13 protein-coding genes and 1 riboswitch are annotated in these 19846 nt (G+C 71.5%); of the genes, 10 read left to right on the top strand and 3 right to left on the bottom strand.

Annotated elements, in window-relative coordinates:
* Positions 1-14: 14 nt before the first annotated feature.
* The 8 genes from galT (at position 15) to CLV46_RS13280 (ending at position 7259) form a co-directional block, all read left to right on the top strand.
* Positions 15-1124, top strand: coding sequence for a galactose-1-phosphate uridylyltransferase (gene galT / locus CLV46_RS13245; RefSeq protein ID WP_100365211.1), 1110 nt, complete (start codon positions 15-17; stop codon positions 1122-1124).
* A complete protein-coding gene (galK, locus tag CLV46_RS13250; RefSeq protein ID WP_100365212.1) occupies positions 1121-2281 on the top strand; it encodes a galactokinase in 1161 nt (386 codons plus the stop codon). Before galT ends, galK begins: the two co-directional genes overlap by 4 nt.
* A 38-nt stretch (positions 2282-2319) precedes the next feature.
* Complete coding sequence (locus CLV46_RS13255) at positions 2320-3072, top strand: LamB/YcsF family protein (protein WP_100365213.1); 753 nt, start codon at positions 2320-2322, stop codon at positions 3070-3072.
* On the top strand, positions 3069-3686 hold the full coding sequence (locus CLV46_RS17005; protein ID WP_245866854.1) for a 5-oxoprolinase subunit B family protein: 618 nt from the start codon (positions 3069-3071) through the stop codon (positions 3684-3686). Before CLV46_RS13255 ends, CLV46_RS17005 begins: the two co-directional genes overlap by 4 nt.
* The gene (locus tag CLV46_RS17010) at positions 3683-4555 is read left to right on the top strand and encodes a 5-oxoprolinase subunit C family protein (RefSeq protein ID WP_100365214.1); all 873 of its coding nucleotides are present in this window, start codon (positions 3683-3685) and stop codon (positions 4553-4555) included. Before CLV46_RS17005 ends, CLV46_RS17010 begins: the two co-directional genes overlap by 4 nt.
* 79 nt (positions 4556-4634) lie before the next feature.
* Entirely contained in the window at positions 4635-5315 is a 681-nt protein-coding gene (locus CLV46_RS13270) for a DedA family protein (RefSeq protein WP_100365215.1), read from the top strand.
* A gap of 76 nt (positions 5316-5391) precedes the next feature.
* Complete coding sequence (locus CLV46_RS13275) at positions 5392-6588, top strand: sensor histidine kinase (RefSeq protein ID WP_100365216.1); 1197 nt, start codon at positions 5392-5394, stop codon at positions 6586-6588.
* The gene (locus CLV46_RS13280) at positions 6585-7259 is read left to right on the top strand and encodes a response regulator (protein WP_100365217.1); all 675 of its coding nucleotides are present in this window, start codon (positions 6585-6587) and stop codon (positions 7257-7259) included. The genes CLV46_RS13275 and CLV46_RS13280 overlap by 4 nt, the downstream gene beginning before the upstream one ends.
* A 183-nt stretch (positions 7260-7442) precedes the next feature.
* Here the strand turns inward: CLV46_RS13280 and CLV46_RS13285 are convergent, their stop codons facing one another.
* Entirely contained in the window at positions 7443-14117 is a 6675-nt protein-coding gene (locus CLV46_RS13285) for a DUF7507 domain-containing protein (protein ID WP_100365218.1), read from the bottom strand.
* Between the two features lie 304 nt (positions 14118-14421).
* On the opposite strand from CLV46_RS13285, the gene CLV46_RS13290 reads away from it, so the two are divergent.
* Positions 14422-15684, top strand: a complete 1263-nt coding sequence (locus tag CLV46_RS13290; RefSeq protein ID WP_100365219.1) for an acyltransferase family protein — start codon at positions 14422-14424, stop codon at positions 15682-15684.
* Here the strand turns inward: CLV46_RS13290 and CLV46_RS13295 are convergent.
* The gene (locus CLV46_RS13295) at positions 15681-16556 is read right to left on the bottom strand and encodes a bifunctional methylenetetrahydrofolate dehydrogenase/methenyltetrahydrofolate cyclohydrolase (protein ID WP_100365220.1); all 876 of its coding nucleotides are present in this window, start codon (positions 16554-16556) and stop codon (positions 15681-15683) included. The genes CLV46_RS13290 and CLV46_RS13295 overlap by 4 nt on opposite strands.
* A 2-nt stretch (positions 16557-16558) precedes the next feature.
* A complete protein-coding gene (gene glyA, locus CLV46_RS13300) occupies positions 16559-17836 on the bottom strand; it encodes a serine hydroxymethyltransferase (protein WP_100365221.1) in 1278 nt (425 codons plus the stop codon).
* Positions 17837-17866: 30 nt separating this feature from the next.
* Positions 17867-17950: riboswitch (ZMP/ZTP riboswitch) on the bottom strand.
* Positions 17951-18429: 479 nt separating this feature from the next.
* Between glyA and CLV46_RS13305 the strand changes: the two genes are divergently transcribed.
* Positions 18430-19788, top strand: a complete 1359-nt coding sequence (locus tag CLV46_RS13305; RefSeq protein WP_100365222.1) for an HNH endonuclease signature motif containing protein — start codon at positions 18430-18432, stop codon at positions 19786-19788.
* The last annotated feature ends 58 nt before the right edge of the window (positions 19789-19846 follow it).

Genomic DNA, 19846 nt, shown 5'->3' on the forward strand with positions numbered 1-19846 from the left:
GTTATCGTAATGGGATGACCACCGGAGGCATCGTCAAGCGCGAGAGCCGTCTCGCCGACGGACGCGAGCTGTTCTACTTCGACGACGCGGACACCACCCTTCCCCCCGAGCGCGCGATCGACACCCGCGACCTCGACACCCGTCCCGCGACCGCGACCATGCGGCAGGACGTGCTCACCGGCGACTGGATCTCGATCGCCGCCGCGCGGCAGAACCGGGTGTTCCTGCCGCCGGCCCACCTCGATCCGCTCGCCCCGGCGACACCCGACAACCCCTCGGAGATCCCGAGCCGCTACGACGTGGCCGTGTTCGAGAACAAGTCGCCCTCGTTCGGTCCCTCGCTGCCCGAGCCGGGCACCCCGTCGGCGCTCGACGACCTGCGCGAGGTCGGTTTCGAGCGTACCCGCGTCTCCTTCGGCCGCTGCGAGGTCGTGTGCTTCAGCCCCGAGCACGAGGGGTCCTTCGGCACGCAGACCGTGTCGCGCGCGCGCACCGTGATCGAGGCGTGGGCGGATCGCACGGCCGCGCTCTCCGCGCTGCCGGGCGTCGAGCAGGTGTTCCCGTTCGAGAACCGCGGCGAGGCGATCGGCGTGACGCTGCACCACCCGCACGGGCAGATCTACTCCTACCCCTACATCACCCCGCGCACCGAACGATTGCTCGCCTCGATCGAATCCGTCGGACGCGACCTGTTCGAGCGCATCCTCGAGACCGAACGCGCGGGAGACCGCGTCGTGCTCTCCGGCGAGCACTGGACCGCGTTCGTGCCGTTCGCCGCCCGCTGGCCGATCGAGGTGCACATGCTGCCGCACCGCCACGTGCCCGACTTCGCCGCGACGAACGAGGCTGAGCGCGACGAGCTCGCCGTGCTCTACCGCCGCCTGCTGCGCGGCATCGACGCGATGTACGACACGCCCACGCCCTACATCGCCGCGTGGCACCAGGCACCGGTGAACGTCGGCCGCGACACCGTGCGGCTCATGCTGCAGGTCACCTCGCCGCGACGCGCGGAGAACAAGCTCAAGTACCTCGCCGGCTCCGAAGCGGCGATGGGTGCATGGATCGGCGACGTGCCGCCCGAGCAGTCGGCGGCTCTCGTCAGGGAAGGGATCGAGAAGGCATGAACGACATCCGAGACGACGCCGTACAGGGCTTCCGCGACACCTTCGGCGGAGAGCCGGTCGGCGTGTGGTCCGCACCCGGGCGCGTGAACCTCATCGGCGAGCACACCGACTACAACGAGGGTTTCGTGCTGCCGTTCGCGATCGACCGTCGCACCGTCGTGGCCCTCGCACCGCGTGAGGACCGCGTGCTGCGCGTCGCGAGCGCGTTCGCCGACGAGGTGGCCGAGATCGACCTGGCCGACCTCGACCCCGAGCGACTGCACGGCTGGGCGGCGTACCCCCTCGGCGTCGCGTGGGCGCTCGGCCGCTTCGGTGCCGATCTCGCCGCCGTGCCGGGCGCCGACCTCTACATCGACTCCGACGTGCCCGTCGGCGCGGGCCTGTCGTCGTCCGCCGCGATCGAGAGCTCCGTCGCGGTCGCGCTCGACGAGGTGTGGCACCTCGGCTTCGACCGCCCGACCCTCGCGAAGGTCGGGCAGCTCGCCGAGAACGACGCCGTCGGCGCGCCGACCGGCATCATGGACCAGTCCGCCTCCCTGCTGGGGCGCCGCGACCACGCGGTGTTCCTGGATTGCCGCAGCCTCGAGGCGATCGTCACGGAACTCGGGTTCGCGGAAGCGGGCCTCGAGCTCCTCGTGATCGACACGCACGTCGACCACGCCCACGCGACCGGTGGCTATCGGGACCGTCGCGAGGCGTGTGAGCGCGGCGCCGCGGCCCTCGGGGTGTCGTCGCTGCGCGACCTCACCGTCGACGATCTCGACCGCGCCCGCACGGAACTCGACGACGTCACCTACCGGCGTGTGAAGCACGTCGTCACCGAGAACCAGCGCGTGCTCGACACGGTGCGCGCGCTGCGCGACGAGGGACCCACCGCGATCGGCGAGCTGCTCGACGCCTCGCACCGGTCGATGCGCGACGACTTCGAGATCTCGGTGCCGGAGCTCGACCTCGCGGTCGAGACGGCGCAGGCCAACGGCGCGCTCGGGGCCCGGATGACCGGCGGCGGGTTCGGCGGATCGGCGATCGCCCTCATCCCGGCCGAGGCCCGCTCCCGGCTCCAGGTCGCGATCGACGGCGCGTTCGCCGAGCACGACTACGGCATCCCGACGACCTTCGTCGTGACCCCCTCGGACGGCGCCCGCCGCGACCGCTGACCCGCGCCCGAACGCTCCGCCGCGGCTAGGCTCGCCGCATGACCACGGTCGACCTCAACAGCGACCTCGGCGAATCGTTCGGCGACGTGCGCGTCGGCGACGACGCCGCCATGTTCCCGCTCGTGACGAGTGCGAATCTCGCGTGCGGATTCCACGGCGGCGACCCGGTGACGATGCTCGACTCCTGCTGGCTGGCGTTCGAGCACAGCGTGACCATCGGCGCCCATCCGTCGTACCGCGACCTCGAGGGCTTCGGCCGTCGCGCACAGGAGCGCACGTGGCGCGAGCTGTACGCCGAGGTGCTGTACCAGGTGGCTGCGCTCATGACGATGGGACCGACCTCGGGTGGATCGGTGAAGTACATCAAGCCGCACGGCGCCCTGTACAACCGCGTGATGGTCGACCCCGAGCAGGCGGAACCGGTCGCGGCGGTGGCGCGCAACCTGCAGCTGCCGCTGCTGGGGCTCGCCGGCTCGGCCCTGCACCGTGCCGCCGAGAGCATGGCGGTGCGGTTCGTGCGCGAGGCCTTCGTCGATCGCGCGTACGCCCCCGACGGCACCCTCGTGCCGCGCTCGGAACCCGGCGCGGTGTTGACGGATGCGGCGGCGGTCGCGGACCGGGCGCTGCGGATGGTGCGGGAGGGCACGGTCGAGGCGATCGACGGCACCGTCATCCGGGTGGAGGTCGATTCGCTGTGCGTCCACGGTGACTCCCCGCACGCGGTCGAGATGACCCGGGCCGTGCGGGATCGCCTGCTCGGAGCGGGCGTCGAGCTGCGGGCCTTCGCGTGACCGTGCAGGTGCTGCCGTTCGGGGAGACGGCCGTGCTCGTCGAGTACCCGGACCTGCCCGCCGCGCTGCGCGCCTACCGCGGCCTGGCGACCTCCACGCCCCGGGGAGTGGTCGATCTGGTGCCGGCGGCGCGCACCGTGCTCGTGCGCTTCGATCCGACGATGCTCGGCACCCGCGCGGTCACCCGATGGGTTCTCGACACGGCGCCGGTCGCCGTCGAGAGCGCGGTCGAGCAACCGATCGTCGTGCCGGTCACCTACGACGGCGCCGACCTCGAGTCGACCGCGGAGACGCTCGGGCTCGGTGCCGACGAACTCGTCCGTCGCCACACGACCGCGACCTGGACGAGCGCGTTCATCGGCTTCGCCCCCGGATTCGCCTATCTCGTGGCGCACGACCTCGACCTCGCCGTGCCCCGCCGTGCGACGTCGCGGGAGCGGGTGCCCGCCGGGTCGGTGGCCCTCGCGGGAGCGTTCAGCGGCGTCTATCCGCGCGAGTCCCCCGGCGGCTGGCAGCTCATCGGGCGCACCGACGTCGACCTCTGGAACACGGAACGCACCCCGCCCGCCCTGCTCGCCCCCGGCGTGCGCGTGCGCTTCGAGGCCGTCGGATGAGCCGGCTCGAGGTGATCGCTCCGGGCGCCTCCGCGCTCGTGCAGGACCTCGGCCGGCCGGGGCTCGCGCACCTCGGCGTGGGCGCCGCCGGTGCGGCGGACCGGGCGGCGCACGCCCTCGCGGACCGTCTCGTCGGGAACCCGCCGGAGGCGGCGACGCTCGAGATCGCGGTCGGCGGCGCACGGCTGAGGTTCCCCGACGGCGCGTGGATCGCCGTCACGGGCGCCTGGGGGCCGCTGACCATCGACGGGATGCCGCTCGAACCGCACACCGCGACCCGCGTGTCCGCCGAAGCGGTCGTCGACCTGCCCCTCGCGACCCACGGCATCCGCTACGTGCTCGCGGTGCGGGGCGGCATCGACGTCCCCGTCGTGCTCGGATCGCGCTCCCGCGACACCCTCGCCGCGCTCGGACCGGCGCCGCTCGCCGCCGGGGACGTGCTGCCCATCGGGCCGGAACCCGCGACCCCAGTGCCCGTCGTCGACCTCGTGCCGGTGGACCCGCCCACCCTCGGAACGATCGACCTCGTCGTGCATCCGGGGCCCCGTCTCGACTGGTTCGCGCCCGACACGTGGCGTCGGTTGCTCGAGCAGGAGTGGACGGTGTCCGCTCGTTCCGACCGCACGGGCGTTCGACTCGAGGGCGCACCGCTCGAACGATCCCGATCGGGCGAGCTGCCGAGCGAGGGCATGCTGCCCGGGGCGATCCAGGTCTCCCCCGATGGCGCCCCCACCGTGCTCGGCGTGGACGGACCGGTCACCGGCGGGTACCCCGTGGTCGCCGTGGTCACGTCCCACGCGCTCGACCGCCTCGCGCAAGCGCGACCCGGCCAGCGCATCCGCTTCGTCGGCGCGGCACTGCACGTCTGAGCGGGAGTCATCCCACGGTAGGGGGTGATGGCGACCCAGGGGTGACGCGCCGGCGCGAGCCCGTCCGTAGCTTCGGATCATGGAGCTGCTCACCGACGCCATCCTCGCCATCGCACAGTCCCCCTGGGTCCTGATCGCGATCGTCGGGATCTGCCTGATCGACGGATTCTTCCCGCCCGTGCCGAGCGAGACGCTCGTCGTGGCGACGGCCGCCGTCGCCGCCGCGGCCGGCAACCCGCTGCTCATCGTCGGCATCGTGCTCGCCGCGGCGCTCGGCGCCGTCATCGGCGACAACATCGCGTACTCGCTCGGCCGTGCGGTCGGCGTCGAACGCTGGCGGTGGATGCGCACCGACCGGGTGCGCGCGGTCGTCGAGTGGGCCCGGCGAGGGCTGCACCGCCGCACCGCGGCGCTCGTGCTCACCGCGCGCTACATCCCCGTCGGTCGCATCGCCGTGAACATGACCGCCGGCGCGACCGGCCTGCCGCGCCGCCGGTTCCTGCCCCTCACGGTGCTCGCCGGCATCTCGTGGGCGGTGTACTCCACGGGCATCGGCGTGCTCGCCGGCGTGTGGCTCAAGGAGAACCCGCTGCTCGGTGCCGCGATCGGTGTCGTCATCGCGATCGCGCTCGGTCTCGTCATCGACCGCGTCGGCGAGCGCCGCACGCGGCGACGTGCCGAGCGGGAGCGGCTCGAGGAATGCGACGAGCGGGACGGGCACGCCGACTCGGGTCCGCTCCCCGTCTACGTCGCGTACTGACCCGTACTGCCGTAGGGGTCGGGAATCGCTCCGCCGGTCGATGACGCGGACGCCGTCCACGCCGTAGTTTCGGGGTATGACAGCTCACGACAGTGCGGCCCGGCCCGCCATCGACCCGTGGTGGTGGGTCGCGACCGGGGCCCTCGCGATCGGTTTCGCGTCCGTCGACATCCCGATGCTCGCGGTGATGTACGAGGTCCCTCTGCTGCTCGCGTTCGTGATCGGCATCGCCTACGGAGGCGCGCTGCCCCTCTCGCTGCTGCGCCCCCGGGTGTCCGCCGCCGCCGTCGTCGCGGCGAGCGCCGCCGTCATCGTCACCGGAGCGAACCCGCTCGGGGCGCCCTGGCCGATCCCGGTCGTCACCCTGTTGAGCGTGCACGCCCTCATCGCCGTGATCACCCTCCGCGGGTCGTGGCGGCTCGGCCTCATCATCCTCGGTGCCGTCGCCGCGGTCGGAGTGCTCGCCGTGTTGGGTGCGCCCGACGACGCGGCGCTCGGGATCGGCGTCAACGTGATCGTGTTCGTCGGAACCGGTGCCGTCGTCTTCGGAACGGCCCTCGCGATCACCCAGCGCGCCGTGCTCGCCCGCGAACTCGCCACGGCACGCCGCGCCGCGGACGACGAACACGAGCGGCGGATGATCGTGGAGGAACGTTCGCGCATCGCCCGCGACCTGCACGACATCGTCGCCCACAGCATGTCCGTCGTACACATGCAGGCCGGTTCGGCGCCGTACCGGCACCCGCAGATGGACGACGCCGTGCGCGAGGAGTTCGCCGCGATCGCCGGCACCGCCCGCGGCGCGCTCACCGAGATGCGCTCGATGCTCGGGCTGCTGCGCGGCGACGACGACGCCGCGCACACCGCACCGCAGCCCGGGGTGAACCGCATCCCAGAGCTCATCGAGCAGGCGGAGCGGGCGGGCGTGCCCGTCGACCTCACGGTGGGAGCCGACGTCGCCGAACTGCCCGCGTCGCTGCAGCTCATCGCCTACCGCATCGTGCAGGAGGGCCTCGCGAACGTCGTGCGGCACGCGCCGGGCGCCCGCACCACCGTGCGCGTCACGGTCGGGCACGGCACCCTCACGGTCACGGTTGTGAACGACCGTCCCGCCGCGGCCGTGACGCCGGTCGACGAAGGCGGTCACGGGGTCGCCGGGATGCGCGAGCGGGCGGCCGCCGCCGGCGGAACGTTCTCGAGCGGACCGACCGCGACGGGCGGCTTCCACGTGGTCGCGGAGCTGCCGCTCACTCCCGCTACGGTGATCGCGTGAGCATCCGCGCCCTCGTCGTCGACGACCAGCCGATGATCCGCGCCGGCATCAGTGCGATCCTCGCCGCCCAGCCCGACATCACGATCGCCGGCGAGGCCGCCGACGGGGCCGAGGGCGTGCGTCTCGCACGTCGACTGACGCCGGACATCGTGCTCATGGACGTGCGCATGCCCGTGATGAACGGACTCGACGCCGCCCGGGAACTGCTCGCGCCGGGACCGGTCACGCCGCCGAAGGTGCTCATGCTCACGACGTTCGACATCGACGACTACGTCTACGACGCGTTGCGCGCGGGGGCGAGCGGGTTCCTGCTCAAGGACGTGCCGCCGGATGACCTCGTCGCCGCCGTGCGGACGGTCGCCGCGGGCGAGGCGCTGCTCGATCCGCGCGTCACCCGCCGGCTGATCGAGAACTTCGTGAGCGCGCAACCCGCCCCGCCCGCGTCGACGGCCCGGGTGGACCAGCTCACCGATCGTGAGCGGGAGGTGTTCGTGCTCATGGCGCGCGGGTACTCCAACACCGAGATCGCTGCGGAACTGTTCATCGCCGAGCAGACGACGAAGACGCACGTCAGCCGCATCCTCGCCAAACTGCAGTTGCGCGATCGCGTGCACGCCGTCGTGCTCGGCTACGAGACCGGTCTCGTCACCCCCGGATCCAACCCGGTCTGACCGCGCCCCGTGTGCACTGCCGCCCGCGGCGGAGTTCCCCACGTCGCGCGCCAGTTACGTCGTGCCGCGCCGATCTCTTCTGCCGCGCACCGGCGGATCTGTAGCGCGACCGAAATTCGAGCGCCGTCCGAGCATGACGAAGGGGGCGGATGCCGCGGCATCCGCCCCCTCACCGTCATCCGGCTATGCCGTGCGTCGGCGGCGCAGGATCAGCAGCAGCGCACCGGTCACGAGCCCGCCGAGGGCGGTGACGAGTGCGCCGACCGCGACCGTTCCGCCGGTGACCGCGAGCGGCGGCACCGGGGTGGCCACGACGGTCACGGTGGCGGAGGCCACGTTCGAGGTGATGACCGTTCCGTCGAGACCCGTGCCGGTCGCGGTCGCCGAGTTGACGACCGAACCCGTCCGCACGTCGGCGGCGGTGATCGTGCGGTCCTCCACGGTGGTGCAGTCCATCGATCCGCCCGGGGGCAGGATCGTCGCCGGGCAGGTCACCGGACCGCCGGTCGGGTCGTTCACCCCGATCTCCGAGACGGTGGTCAGCCCGGTGTTGCGCACGACGAACGACCAGCGGATGCGGTCACCCGGGTCGGTCACATCGTTCCGGTTCACATCGATGACGGTCGAGCTCTTGACGAGCTCGAGCGCGGAGGAACCGGCGAACGGGATGTCGCGCGTCGACTCCGCCGAGACGGTGCGGGTGGTCCCGTCGGGGCTGAGCCCGGATGCGGTCGCCGTGTTCGACAACTCGCCCGCGTCGAGGTCGGCCTGGGTCACCTCGTACGACGCGACGCACGTGGCGACACCGCCGGGCAGCAGCGGATCGGCCGGGCACTCGATCACCGACAGCTCGCCGCTGCCCGAGAACTCCGTCTCCTCGATCGCGATGTCGCTGAGCGTGACGTTGCCCGTGTTCTCCACCTCGAACTCGTATCCGATGACCTGGCCCACTCCGGTGAGCGCGTCCGCATCCGAGGTCTTCACCAGGGTGAGGGCCGGGGCCGGGATGTTCGGGATCACGATCTCCGACGGCGGCGACACCGGCGGGGTGCCCGACGGCGGGGTGCCCGTCGCGGTCGCCGAGTTCGACACCTCACCGGTGTCCACATCGGCCTGCGTCAAGGTGTACGTGGCGGTGCAGGTCACCTGCGCGCCCGGCGCGAGCGATGCGGCGGCCTCGGGGCACACGACATCCGACAGCTCACCGGTTCCGGTGAACTCGCTGTCGTCGACGGTCACGTCCGCGAGGGTCACGTTGCCCGTGTTCGTCACGACGAACGAGTACTCGATCACCTGACCGGCGAGGAAGGACTCCTCCGTGTCGGGCGACGCCGACTTCACGACGCGGATGCCCGGGGCCGGCGGGATCTCGACCGTGAACTCGGACGGCGGCGACACCGGCGGCGTGCCGCCACCCGGCGGCGTCCCCGTCGCGGTGGCGCTGTTCGTCACCGCACCGGCGTCCACGTCCGCCTGAGTCAGCGTGTACGTGGCCGTGCAGGTGACGTCGGCACCCGGCGCGAGGGACGCGGCGCCCGTCGGGCAGACGATCTCCGACAGCTCGCCGGTCCCCGTGAAGGCGCCCTCCGTGACCGCGACGTTCGTCAAGGTCACGTTGCCGGTGTTCTCGATCCGGAACGCGTAGGTGATCACGTCACCCGCCTTACCCGCGGTCGTCGGCGTGGCCGTCTTGGTCACGGCGAGGGCCGGCGCGGGCGGGATCTCGACGGTGACCTCCGACGGCGGCGACACCGGCGGGGTGCCGGTCGGCGGCACACCCGTGGCGGTCGCCGAGTTCGTGACCGAACCCGCATCGACGTCCGCCTGCGTCAGCGTGTACGTCGCCGTGCAGGTGAGACGCTCACCCGGCAGCAGCGACACATCCGCCGGGCACTCGATCGCGGAGAGCTCGCCGGTGCCGGAGAACTCACCCTCGACGACGGTCACGTCCGTGAGCGTCACGTTGCCGGTGTTCTCGACCAGGAACGAGTACTCGATCTCGTCGCCCAGCTCGGCGGCGGTCGTCGGCGTCGCCGACTTCACCACGGTGATGCCGGGCAGCGCCGGTGTGGGGATCGTGAACTCCGACGGGGGCGAGGTCGGCGGCGTGCCGGTCGGCGGCACACCGGTCGCCGTGGCCGAGTTGGTCACGGAACCGGAGTCGACGTCCGCCTGCGTCACCACGTAGGTCGCCGTGCAGGTGACCTGCGCGTCCGGTGCGAGCGTGGCAGCTCCCGCGGGGCAGACGATGTCGGAGAGGTCACCGGTGCCGGTGAACTCGCCCTCGTCCACCGACACGTCGGTGAGGGTCGTGTTGCCGGTGTTGGTGACCACGAACGAGTAGGTCACCTCCTGCCCGGCGAAGAAGTCCACCTGCTCGGACGGCGTCGCCGATTTGACCACGGAGAGACCGGGAGCCGGCGGGATCTCGACCGTGACCTCCGACGGCGGCGACACCGGCGGCGTGCCGGTCGGGGGCACGCCGGTCGCGGTCGCCGAGTTGGTGACCGAGCCGGCGTCGACGTCCGCCTGCGTCAACGTATAGGTCGCCGTGCAGGTCACGTCGTCACCGGGAGCGAGCGAGGCGGCGCCGGCCGGGCAGACGATCTCGGAGAGGTCGCCCGTGCCGGAGAAGTCGCCTTCGTCCACGGCGATCTCGGTGAGGGTGACGTTGCCGGTGTTCGTCACGAGGAACGAGTAGGTGATCTCATCGCCCGCTTCGGCCGCGGTCGCCGGTGTGGCCGTCTTCGCCACGGTGATGGCCGCTGCCGAAGGGATCTCGACGGTGTTCTCCGACGGCGGCGACACCGGCGGGGTGCCGGTCGGCGGCACACCCGTCGCGGTCGCCGAGTTGGTGACTTCGCCGGCATCGACATCAGCCTGCGTCAGCACGTACGTGGCGGTGCAGGTGACGCCATCGCCCGGAGCGAGGGACGCTGCACCCGCGGGGCACACGACGTCGGACAGGTCGCCGGTGCCCGAGAACTCGCCCTCGACCACGGCCACATCGGTGAGAGTCACGCTTCCGGTGTTGGTCACCAGGAACGAGTAGGTGATCTCGTCACCCACCGCGCCGGCGGTCGCCGGCGTCGCCGTCTTCGTCACGGTGATCGCCGGCGCCGGAGGGATCTCGACGATGACTTCCGACGGCGGTGAGGTCGGCGGCGGGGTCGTGCCCGGCGGCGTTCCGGTGGCGGTCGCCGAATTGGAGACCGACCCCGCATCCACATCCGCCTGCGTCAACGTGTACGTCGCCGTGCAGGTGACGTCGTCGCCGGGGGCCAGGGATGCCGCGCCGGCGGGGCACACGACGTCGGACAGGTCGCCGGTGCCGGAGAACGCCCCCTCGGCGACGGTCACGTCGGTGAGCGTGACGTTGCCGGTGTTGGTCACGAGGAACGAGTAGGTGATCTCGTCGCCCACCTCACCGGCCGTGGCCGGAGTCGCGGTCTTGGCGACCGTCATGGCGGGCGTCGGCGGAAGCTCGATCGTCACCTCGGAGGGCGGCGACACCGGCGGGGTGCCCGACGGCGGCACACCGGTGGCCGTCGCCGAATTGCTGAGCGTGCCCGCGTCGATGTCGGCCTGGGTGAGTTCGTAGGTCGCCGTGCAGGTGACTCGGGCGCCCGGGATGAGCGAGGCCGCGCCGGCGGGACAGTCGATCGCGGAGAGGTCACCCGTGCCGGAGAAGTCGCCTTCGTCCACGGCGATCTCGGTGAGGGTGACGTTGCCCGTGTTGGTGACGAGGAACGAGTACTCGATCTCGTCGCCTGCCTCCGCCGAGGTGATCGGCGCGGCGCTCTTCACGACGCTGATGCCGGGCACCGGCGGGGTGGGGATGGTGAACTCCGACGGCGGCGACACCGGCGGGGTGCCCGAGGGCGGCGTGCCCGTCGCGGTCGCCGAGTTCGAGACCGAACCGGCGTCGACATCGGCCTGGGTCAGAATGTATGTAGCGGTGCAGGTGATCTGCGCATCCGGCGCCATGGATGCCGCACCGGCCGGGCAGTCGATGGCCGACAGGTCGCCCGTGCCGGTGAAGGTGCCCTCGTCGACGGAGACGTCGGTGAGGGTGGTGTTGCCGGTGTTGGTCACGACGAACCGGTACTCGATCTCCTGGCCGGCGCGGAACTCGTCGGCGCTCGACGGCGTCGCGGACTTCACCACCGAGAGGCCCGGGGTGGGCGGCACCTGCACGACGGCGGTCGACGGCGGCGACACCGAGGGCGATCCCGTCGGGGGCACGCCCGTCGCGGTCGCCGTGTTCGTCAAGGATCCCGCGTCCACGTCGGCCTGGGTCAGCTCGTACGCGGCGGTGCAGGTGACGGTCGCGCCCGGGGCGAGGGAGGCCGCACCGGCGGGGCACACCACGTCCGACAGCTCGCCGGTGCCGGTGAACGCGCCCTCATCGATGGCGACGTCGGTCAACGTCACCCCGCCGATGTTGGTCACGAGGAACGAGAACTGGATGTCGTCGCCCGCCTCGCCGGCGCTCGCCGGGGTGGCGGTCTTGGTCAACGTGATCCCAGGTCCGACGGTGACGAGGTGGTCCTCGACCTCGCCGTTGGACGCGGTGCCGACCGAACGCTCGTCGACCGCGGGCGTGGCGGCGACGTCGGCGAGGGCGTCCGTCGTCAGCCGCAGTCGCATCATCCGGGGCGCACCGTCGGTGGGCTGCCCGGCGAAGGTGAGGTTCGCGGTCGTCGCTCCCCCCGGCACGGGCACGGACGCGAATTCGGTCGCCTCGAAGCGGCCATCGCGGTTCGCGTCGATCCATCCGTAGAGCGTCGCCGCGGTGGTGCCCGGGTTCGACACGGCCACCGGGACGGTGACCGTCGTCGCACCCGCGGGGAACACGAAGGCGCCGATGCCGTCTTCATCGTCGGGCGTTCCCGCGGCGTCGTCGCCCGTGGCGGTCGCGTTCGGCTGTCCGTCCGCTTCGGCATCGCGAGCCGCGCCGATCGTGGGGCCGGTCGCGATGTGGGCGGGACCGTTGGTCGCGATCGAGGTGCCGTACGACTCGGGCGCGTCACCGAAGTCCTCGCACGGGGCCGCGCCGCTGAACTTGAAGTTGTCGATGAAGAGGCCGGTGTTGAACGACGAGGGCGCCGTCTGGTTCTGGATGCGCACCGTCGCCGTGGTGCCCGTCGCGGTGAAGGTGTGGGACGAGTTGGCCCACGCAACCGTGAACGATGGTCTCGTAGGTGTCCCCGACGTGCCGTTGCTCACCGCGTTCGTCGTCGGCGCGAGAGTCGCCAACGTGCTGAACGCGCCCCCCTGGCTGAGCTGCACCGTCGCGCGGGAGCTGGTGGTCTCCATACCGCTGTAGTCGAGCGAGAAGGTGTATCGGCCACCCGGGATCAATCCGGAGAACGTCTGCTGGATCGTGGCGGGCGCGGTGCCCCAGAGGTCGATGCTCTGTGCTCCGTCGCTCGCGTTGTTGTAGTACCGGAGGATGTCGATCGTTCCGGCGACCGTCTGCCAGCCGCTGATCGTGCCCTGGCTCGTGCGGAACTGGTTGTAGCCACCTTGATAGGCGTCGCCTGCGACCGGGTTGGCGGGGTCTTGGATGTTGGGCGACTCGAACGAGCCGTTCGTCGCGACGCTGCAGCGCAACGACGGCGGCACGGCGACTGTGAGCGTCGAGTCGCCGGGGGCGTTCAGGCCGGTGGTGGTGACGTTCGCGGGGCCGTTGGTGTAGGTGCCGGCCGCCGAGGCGACGACGTTCACCGTGATGGTGCACGACGCCAGCCCGGCCGTGAGGTTGCCCGCCGCGGTGATGCTCGTGCCGCCCGCCGCCGCGGTGACGGTTCCGGCGGGACACGTGGTCACCGCCGCAGTCGGGGTGGCCAAACGCACGCCGGCCGGCAGGGTGTCGGTGAACGACCACCCGTTCTTGGCCGCGAGTTCCGCGGTGTTCGTGACGGTGAACGTCAGCGGAGTGGGCTGGTTCGGCGCGACCGTCGTCGCGACGAAGGACTTGTCGAGCTGCGGCGTGACGTCGAGGATGCGGATGTTGTCGAATGCGGCGTCGTTGCCGGTGCCCGAGCCGTTCGCGTTGCGCATCTGGACGCCGAGCGAAGTGCCGTTGAAGAGCACCGAACCGTTCGAGGTGTAGGTCCCGACGTTCACGACGTTCGGCCCGAGGACTCCCACGGCCGGCGTGGTGACGGTCTTGGTGGAGGTGCAGGCATTGAGCTGACCGCCGACGTTCGTCGCGACGCCGGCCTGGTTGAGGAAGGCGAACTGGTACTGGGGAGCGGTGGCGAAGCAGTTCGCGGCGGCGGCATCCACGCTGAAGGTGAGGAAGCGGCCGGAGGTCGACGCGAGCGGGATGTTCGAGACGGTGCGGAACTCGATGGCGTTCGCGCCGGGGTTGCCTTCGGTGTACGCGGTGACCGCGTGGTTGGTCTGTGGGGTGGCGGAGCCGACGTGCGCCCCGAGCGCGTACGCGAGCTGGCGGGTCGCCGACGAGGAGCTGGGCTGGGCGCAGTTGCCCATGCTCGTGTACGGGGCGTTGAAGTTCACGACGAGGCCGTTACACGCGGTGAGCCACACGTTGTCGGCCGTGTACTTCTGCCCCGATGCGCCGGTGTACGCGGTGAGGAGCACGGGCGTGTTGGCGACGCCGTTTTCGAATCCCTCGGAGAACACCGCGGTGTTCGGCTGCGGAGTGCCCGGGGTTCCGGGCGCAGCCTCTGCGGGCGTCGGCGAAGCCAGCAGGGCGACTCCGCTGAAGCCGCTGACCGCGAGCCCGAGGCTCAGCACGGCGGAGATCACGCCCCGTCTCCGGCTGCCGCCGAACACCAGACGCCGTCCGGTCTTCGATGAATTGCGTCGCTGCGAACCGATGCGCACGTGAACCCCTTCGGTACGCCGAGGGGACATCCGGATGCTCCGGCCCCCCGACGAATGAACTCCAGCCGCGTCACCCCAAACGACGCAGACCTGCTCACCCTATAGGCGTTCTTTCAGGTTCGAAACCCTCGAGGAAGCGCCCGAGCGTCAGCCGGGCTTGCGCTGAGCCCGCCGCCCCGTTCGCGCAGCGGCGGCGATGGTACGCGGGTAGGGGGTGGAACGGTTCCCCCGGTCCATGTGCGGTGGCGAACCCCGTTCGTAACCTCGGGCAGCCGGAAGCCGCCGGCCCGACCCGGAGGCGATCATGACCGCGATCCAGAGCCCGCCCATCCGCAGCCGCACCCTCATCGACCGCGACCCCGTCGTCGACCTCGTGCGCTCGGTGAGTCTCGTCATCGTGGTGCTGCTGCACGCGGCGATGACCGGCGTGCACATCGGCGCCGACGGGCTCGTCATCGGCAACGCCCTCGAGGCGCACGCCGGGTTCGCGGCGCTCAGCTGGGCACTGCAGGTCATGCCGCTCTTCTTCGCCGCGGGCGGGTTCACGGCGCTGAGCCAGTGGCGCCGGATGCGCGTCCGAGGGGCCACGCCCGCCCAGTTCGTGCGGTCGAGGGTCGAGCGGCTCGCCGTTCCCGCGCTCGCGATGATCGGCACCGTCGTCGTGGTGCTCGCGGCACTCGCGGTGCTCGGGGTGCCGGGCGAGCTCGTGCACGAGATCGGCTACCGGATCGGGCAGCCGCTGTGGTTCCTCGCGGTGTTCATCCTCGCCTCCTGCCTCGTACCGGCCCTCGCCGCCGCGCACGAGCGCGCCCCGCGGCTCACGCTCGGGCTGCTCATCGGCGCGGCCGTGGCGGTGGACGTCGCCGCCCGCAGCACCGGGATCGAGGGGATCGGCTTCCTCAACCTCGCGTTCGTGTGGCTCGCCGTGCAGCAGCTCGGATTCTTCTGGCGCGACGGCCGCATCCACTCGGGGCGCCGCGCTCTGGGGACGGCGGCAGGCGGCTACGCGGTGATGGCCCTGCTCGTGGCGGTCGGCGGCTACCCGCTCGACATGCTCGTCGGCAACAACAACCCGCCGACGGTGGCGCTCATCGCCCTGGGCATCGCCCACCTGCACCTCGTGGTCGCCGCGGCGCCGACGCTGCGCCGCCTGGCCGAGCGCGGGGCGACGCCGGTCGCCTGGGTCGGGGCACGCGCCATGACCGTCTACCTGTGGCACATGCCGGTGTCGATCGTGCTCGTGGCCGTGCTGCTCGGTGCCGGCGTGCACCTGCCGGAGCCGCTCAGCGACGACTGGTGGGCCGGTCGCGGCGTCTGGCTCGCCGCGGTGCTCACCCTCAGCCTCGTCGCCGCGAACCGGCTGCACGTGCTCGAACGCCTGCTCTCCCCCGCGACCGGTCGCGCGGCGCTGCTTCCCACCGCATCCGGAGCGGTGCTCGCCACGGCCGGGGTCACGACGCTGCTCGTCGGGGGTTTCGCCGGCGAGACGGGGGTCATCGCGGTCGCCCTGCTCGCCGGCGGGCTCACCCTCGCCCGCCGGAGCGGACGCAACGCGGTCGCGGTCTAGCCGCGGTCGGCCATGTCGACGACGTTCTTCAGCAACAGCGCTCGGGTCATAGGACCCACTCCGCCCGGGTTCGGCGACACCCACGACGCGACCTCGGCCACCCCGTCGGCGACGTCGCCCGCGATGCGGCTCTTGCCGGTCTCCGGATCGGTGACGCGGCTCACACCCACGTCGAGCACGATCGCGCCGGGCTTGATCTCCTCGGCGGTGATGATGCCGGGCACTCCCGCCGCAGCGACCACCACATCCGCTTCACGCAGGTGCGCGGCGAGGTCGACGGTGCCCGTGTGGGTGAGGGTGACGGTCGCGTTGAACTCCTTGCGGGTCAGCAACGGCCCGATCGCACGCCCCACCGTGACGCCGCGGCCGACGACGACCACGTTCTTGCCGTTCCACGAGATGCCGTGCCGCTCCACGAGCTCGATCACGCCGCGCGGGGTGCAGGGCAGCGGCGTCTCGATCGGGTCAATCACGTTGAGCACGAGTCGGCCGAGGTTGGTCGGATGCAGTCCGTCGGCATCCTTCGCGGGGGCGACCCGCTCGAGGATCGCGCGGGTGTCGATGTGCGCCGGCAGCGGCAACTGCACGATGTAGCCCGTGGTCGCGTCATCCGCGTTGAGCTCGTCGATGACCGCCTCGAGCTCCTCCTGCGTGACCGTGTCGGGCAGGTCGCGGCGGATCGAGGCGATGCCCACCTCGGCGCAGTCGCGGTGCTTGCCCGCGACGTACCACTTCGAGCCCGGGTCGTCGCCGACGAGCACGGTACCGAGTCCGGGCGTGATGCCGCGCTCCTTGAGTGCGGCGACCCGCTCGGTCAGCTCGGCCTTGATCGCCGCGGCGGTCGCGGTGCCGTCGAGGATCTGCGCGGTCACGGTCAGAGCCCCGGGTAGAGGGGGAAGCGGTCGGCGAGGGTCGCGACGCGCTCGCGCAGCACGGGAACTTCGGATGCTCCGGTGAGCGCCTGCGCGATGACGTCGGCGACCTCGGCGAACTCGGCGTCGTCGAAGCCGCGGGTCGCGAGCGCCGGGGTGCCGATGCGCACGCCCGAGGTGACCATCGGCGGACGCGGGTCGAACGGCACCGAGTTGCGGTTCACGGTGATGCCGACCTCGTGCAGCACGTCCTCCGCCTGCTTGCCGTCGATGTGCGACTCGCGCAGGTCCACCAGGGCGAGGTGCACATCCGTGCCGCCCGTGAGAACGCCGATGCCCGCGTCGCGCGCGTCGACGGCGGTGAGACGGTCGGCGAGGATCTGGGCGCCGCGGATGGTGCGCTCCTGGCGGTCACGGAACTCGGGCGACGCGGCGAGCTTGAACGCCGTCGCCTTCGCGGCGATCACGTGCATGAGCGGCCCGCCCTGCTGGCCGGGGAAGACCGCCGAGTTGAGCTTCTTGAACAGCGACTCGTCGTTGCTCAGGATGAAGCCGGAGCGGGGCCCGCCGATCGTCTTGTGCACCGTGGAGCTGACGACGTGGGCGTGCTCCATCGGCGACGGGTGCAGTCCGGCGGCGACGAGGCCGGCGAAGTGCGCCATGTCGACCCAGAGCTTCGCGCCCACCTCGTCGGCGATCGCGCGGAAGGCGGCGAAGTCGAGCTGCCGCGGGTACGCCGACCAGCCGGCGATGATCACCGCGGGCTTGTGCTCGAGCGCCTTCTGCCGCACCACATCCATGTCGATGAGGAACGTCTCGGGGTCGACGCCGTACGCCACCGCGTTGTAGAGGCGGCCGGAGAAGTTGAGCTTCATGCCGTGCGTGAGGTGACCGCCGTGGGCGAGCTCGAGACCGAGGATGGTGTCGCCCGCGTTGGCGATGGCGTGCAGCACGGCGGCGTTCGCCTGGGCGCCGGAGTGGGGCTGCACGTTGGCGAACTGCGCGCCGAAGAGCGACTTGGCGCGCTCGATGGCGAGGTTCTCGGCGATGTCCACGAACTCGCAACCGCCGTAGTAGCGGCGACCGGGGTAGCCCTCGGCGTACTTGTTGGTGAGCACCGAGCCCTGCGACTCGAGCACCGCACGCGGCACGAAGTTCTCGCTCGCGATCATCTCGAGCGTCGAGCGCTGGCGGCCGAGCTCCTGCTCGAGCACGGCGGCGATCTCGGGATCGACGACCGAGAGGGGTTCGTTGAAAGTGGACGGCAGGCGATCGGACACGGGCGCTCCTTCAGACAGGCAACCAGGTGGCGTCGTGGCCCAGGCGTACGGCCACCAACCGTGTCAGTCGCTCCCCGATGGTTCCCCATCCGAACGCCAGTCGCGACCGGTCAAGCATAACGGGCGACGCACGCCCCCGCGAGGTGCGATCGGACTCCCCCGATCACGCGCGCCGCCGCTCCGTCTGCTGCGGAGCCGCGCCACCGTTCGGGCCGCACGAGCCATGCGCCCGCACGACCCATGGGCCCGCTCGTCGAATAGCGACGCACCCCGCTCGTCGAATAGCGACGAAGGAGCGTATCGAGACGCCCACGATCCACCTCGATCTGCGTGATCGCTCAGCCCCGCTCAGTCGACCTGCACGCACGACCCGCTGCTGTGCCGAAGAACCCGGTCGCTGAGCCTGTCGAAGCGAGCCCCCGACTGTCTCCCGCTGCGCTGCCGAAGAACCGGTCGCTGAGCCTGTCGAAGCGACGATCCGAACTGCCTCCTGCTACTCCTCCACAGTCGGGCTCCGGTCGCGCTCATCCCCAGCAAAACGGGCTTCTGATCGGGGGAAACGGAATGTCGGTGGTCGGGTTCACACTCTTGATATGGACGAAGCAGCGGCGCTGATCGAGCAGGCGGAACACCTCCTGCGCCGTGCCGCCGCCCTCCCCGTCGACCACCTCACCGACAGGGCCCTGTGCGACCTCACCGGTCGCACCGAGCAGGTGGGTCGTTTGGCTGACGCGCTCCGGATCGCCACGGCGGGTGAGATCGCCGAACGCTCCCGCCCGGAACTGCGCACCGAGGGGCTCGCCTACCGGCACGGCTGCGCACGCCCGGCCCACCTGATCGAACGCATCACCCGCGTTCCGCAGGCCGAGGCGACCCGCCGGATCCGGCTCGCCGGCGCGCTTCGGCCGCGGGTGGCGCTCTCGGGCGAAGTGCTGCCCGCGACCCGTCCGGTGGTGGCGGATGCGGTGCGTGACGGGCGGATCGGTATCGAGTCGGCCGGGCACATCGTCCGCATCCTCGACAGCGCCGACACCGCCACCCCCAAGCAGCTCGAGCACGCGGAACGGATGCTCGTCGACGCCGCCGAGATCGACTCCGCCGACCTGGTGAAGACGCAAGCCGTGGTGTGGCGCGAGTACCTCGACCCGGATGGTGCCCGTCCCCGCGACGAGGTATTGCGGGCGCAACGGCGGTTCTCGATCGGACGGGAAGTCAACGGGATGACCCCGTTCACCGGACTCGCCGACCCGCTCTCCGCCGGACTCCTCCGTGCCGCGATGGCCGAAGGAACCGCCCCCGACCGGCAACCGAGGTTCCTCGACCCCGACGAGGTGGACCCCGCCGACCCACTCCTGGACCCGCGAACGCGGGATCAACGCCAGTTCGACATCCTCATCGGACTGATCACGGCCGGCGTGCGGGCTCCGAGCGGATCGTTGCGGCCGACCGCGATGGTGAACATCGTCGTCCAAGCCGACCACCTCGACCGCGGCACCGGGGCGGCGTGGATCGACGACGTCACCGAACCGATCAGCGCGTTCACCGCCCGCACCCTCCTGTGCGACGCCGACACGAGCACCATCGTTCTCGGCGCGAACGGCGAAGTGCTCCACCTCGGCCGACGGGAACGGCTGTTCACCCCCGCGCAACGCCGCGCTCTCGCGGTCCGGGACGGCGGATGCGTGTGGCCGGGCTGCACCGCCCCACCGTCCTGGTGTCACGCCCACCACCTCCTCGAATGGGAACACGGCGGCCCCACCGACCTCGACAACGGGGTGCTGCTCTGCTCGGCACATCACCACATGCTCCACAACAGCGGCTACCGGATGAAGGCAATCCGCGGAAAACCCCACCTGCTCGCCCCACCCCACATCGACCCCCACCGACAGTGGCGACCACTCGGACGACAACGCGCCACCCGAACACCCGCCACCGCCGCACGCTCCGGCTGAGCAACACGGCGCCGAGCCTGTCGAAGCGACCACGTCATACGGCGCTGTCCCTTCGACA

This window comes from Diaminobutyricimonas aerilata (genome assembly GCF_002797715.1).
Taxonomy (GTDB): domain Bacteria; phylum Actinomycetota; class Actinomycetes; order Actinomycetales; family Microbacteriaceae; genus Diaminobutyricimonas; species Diaminobutyricimonas aerilata.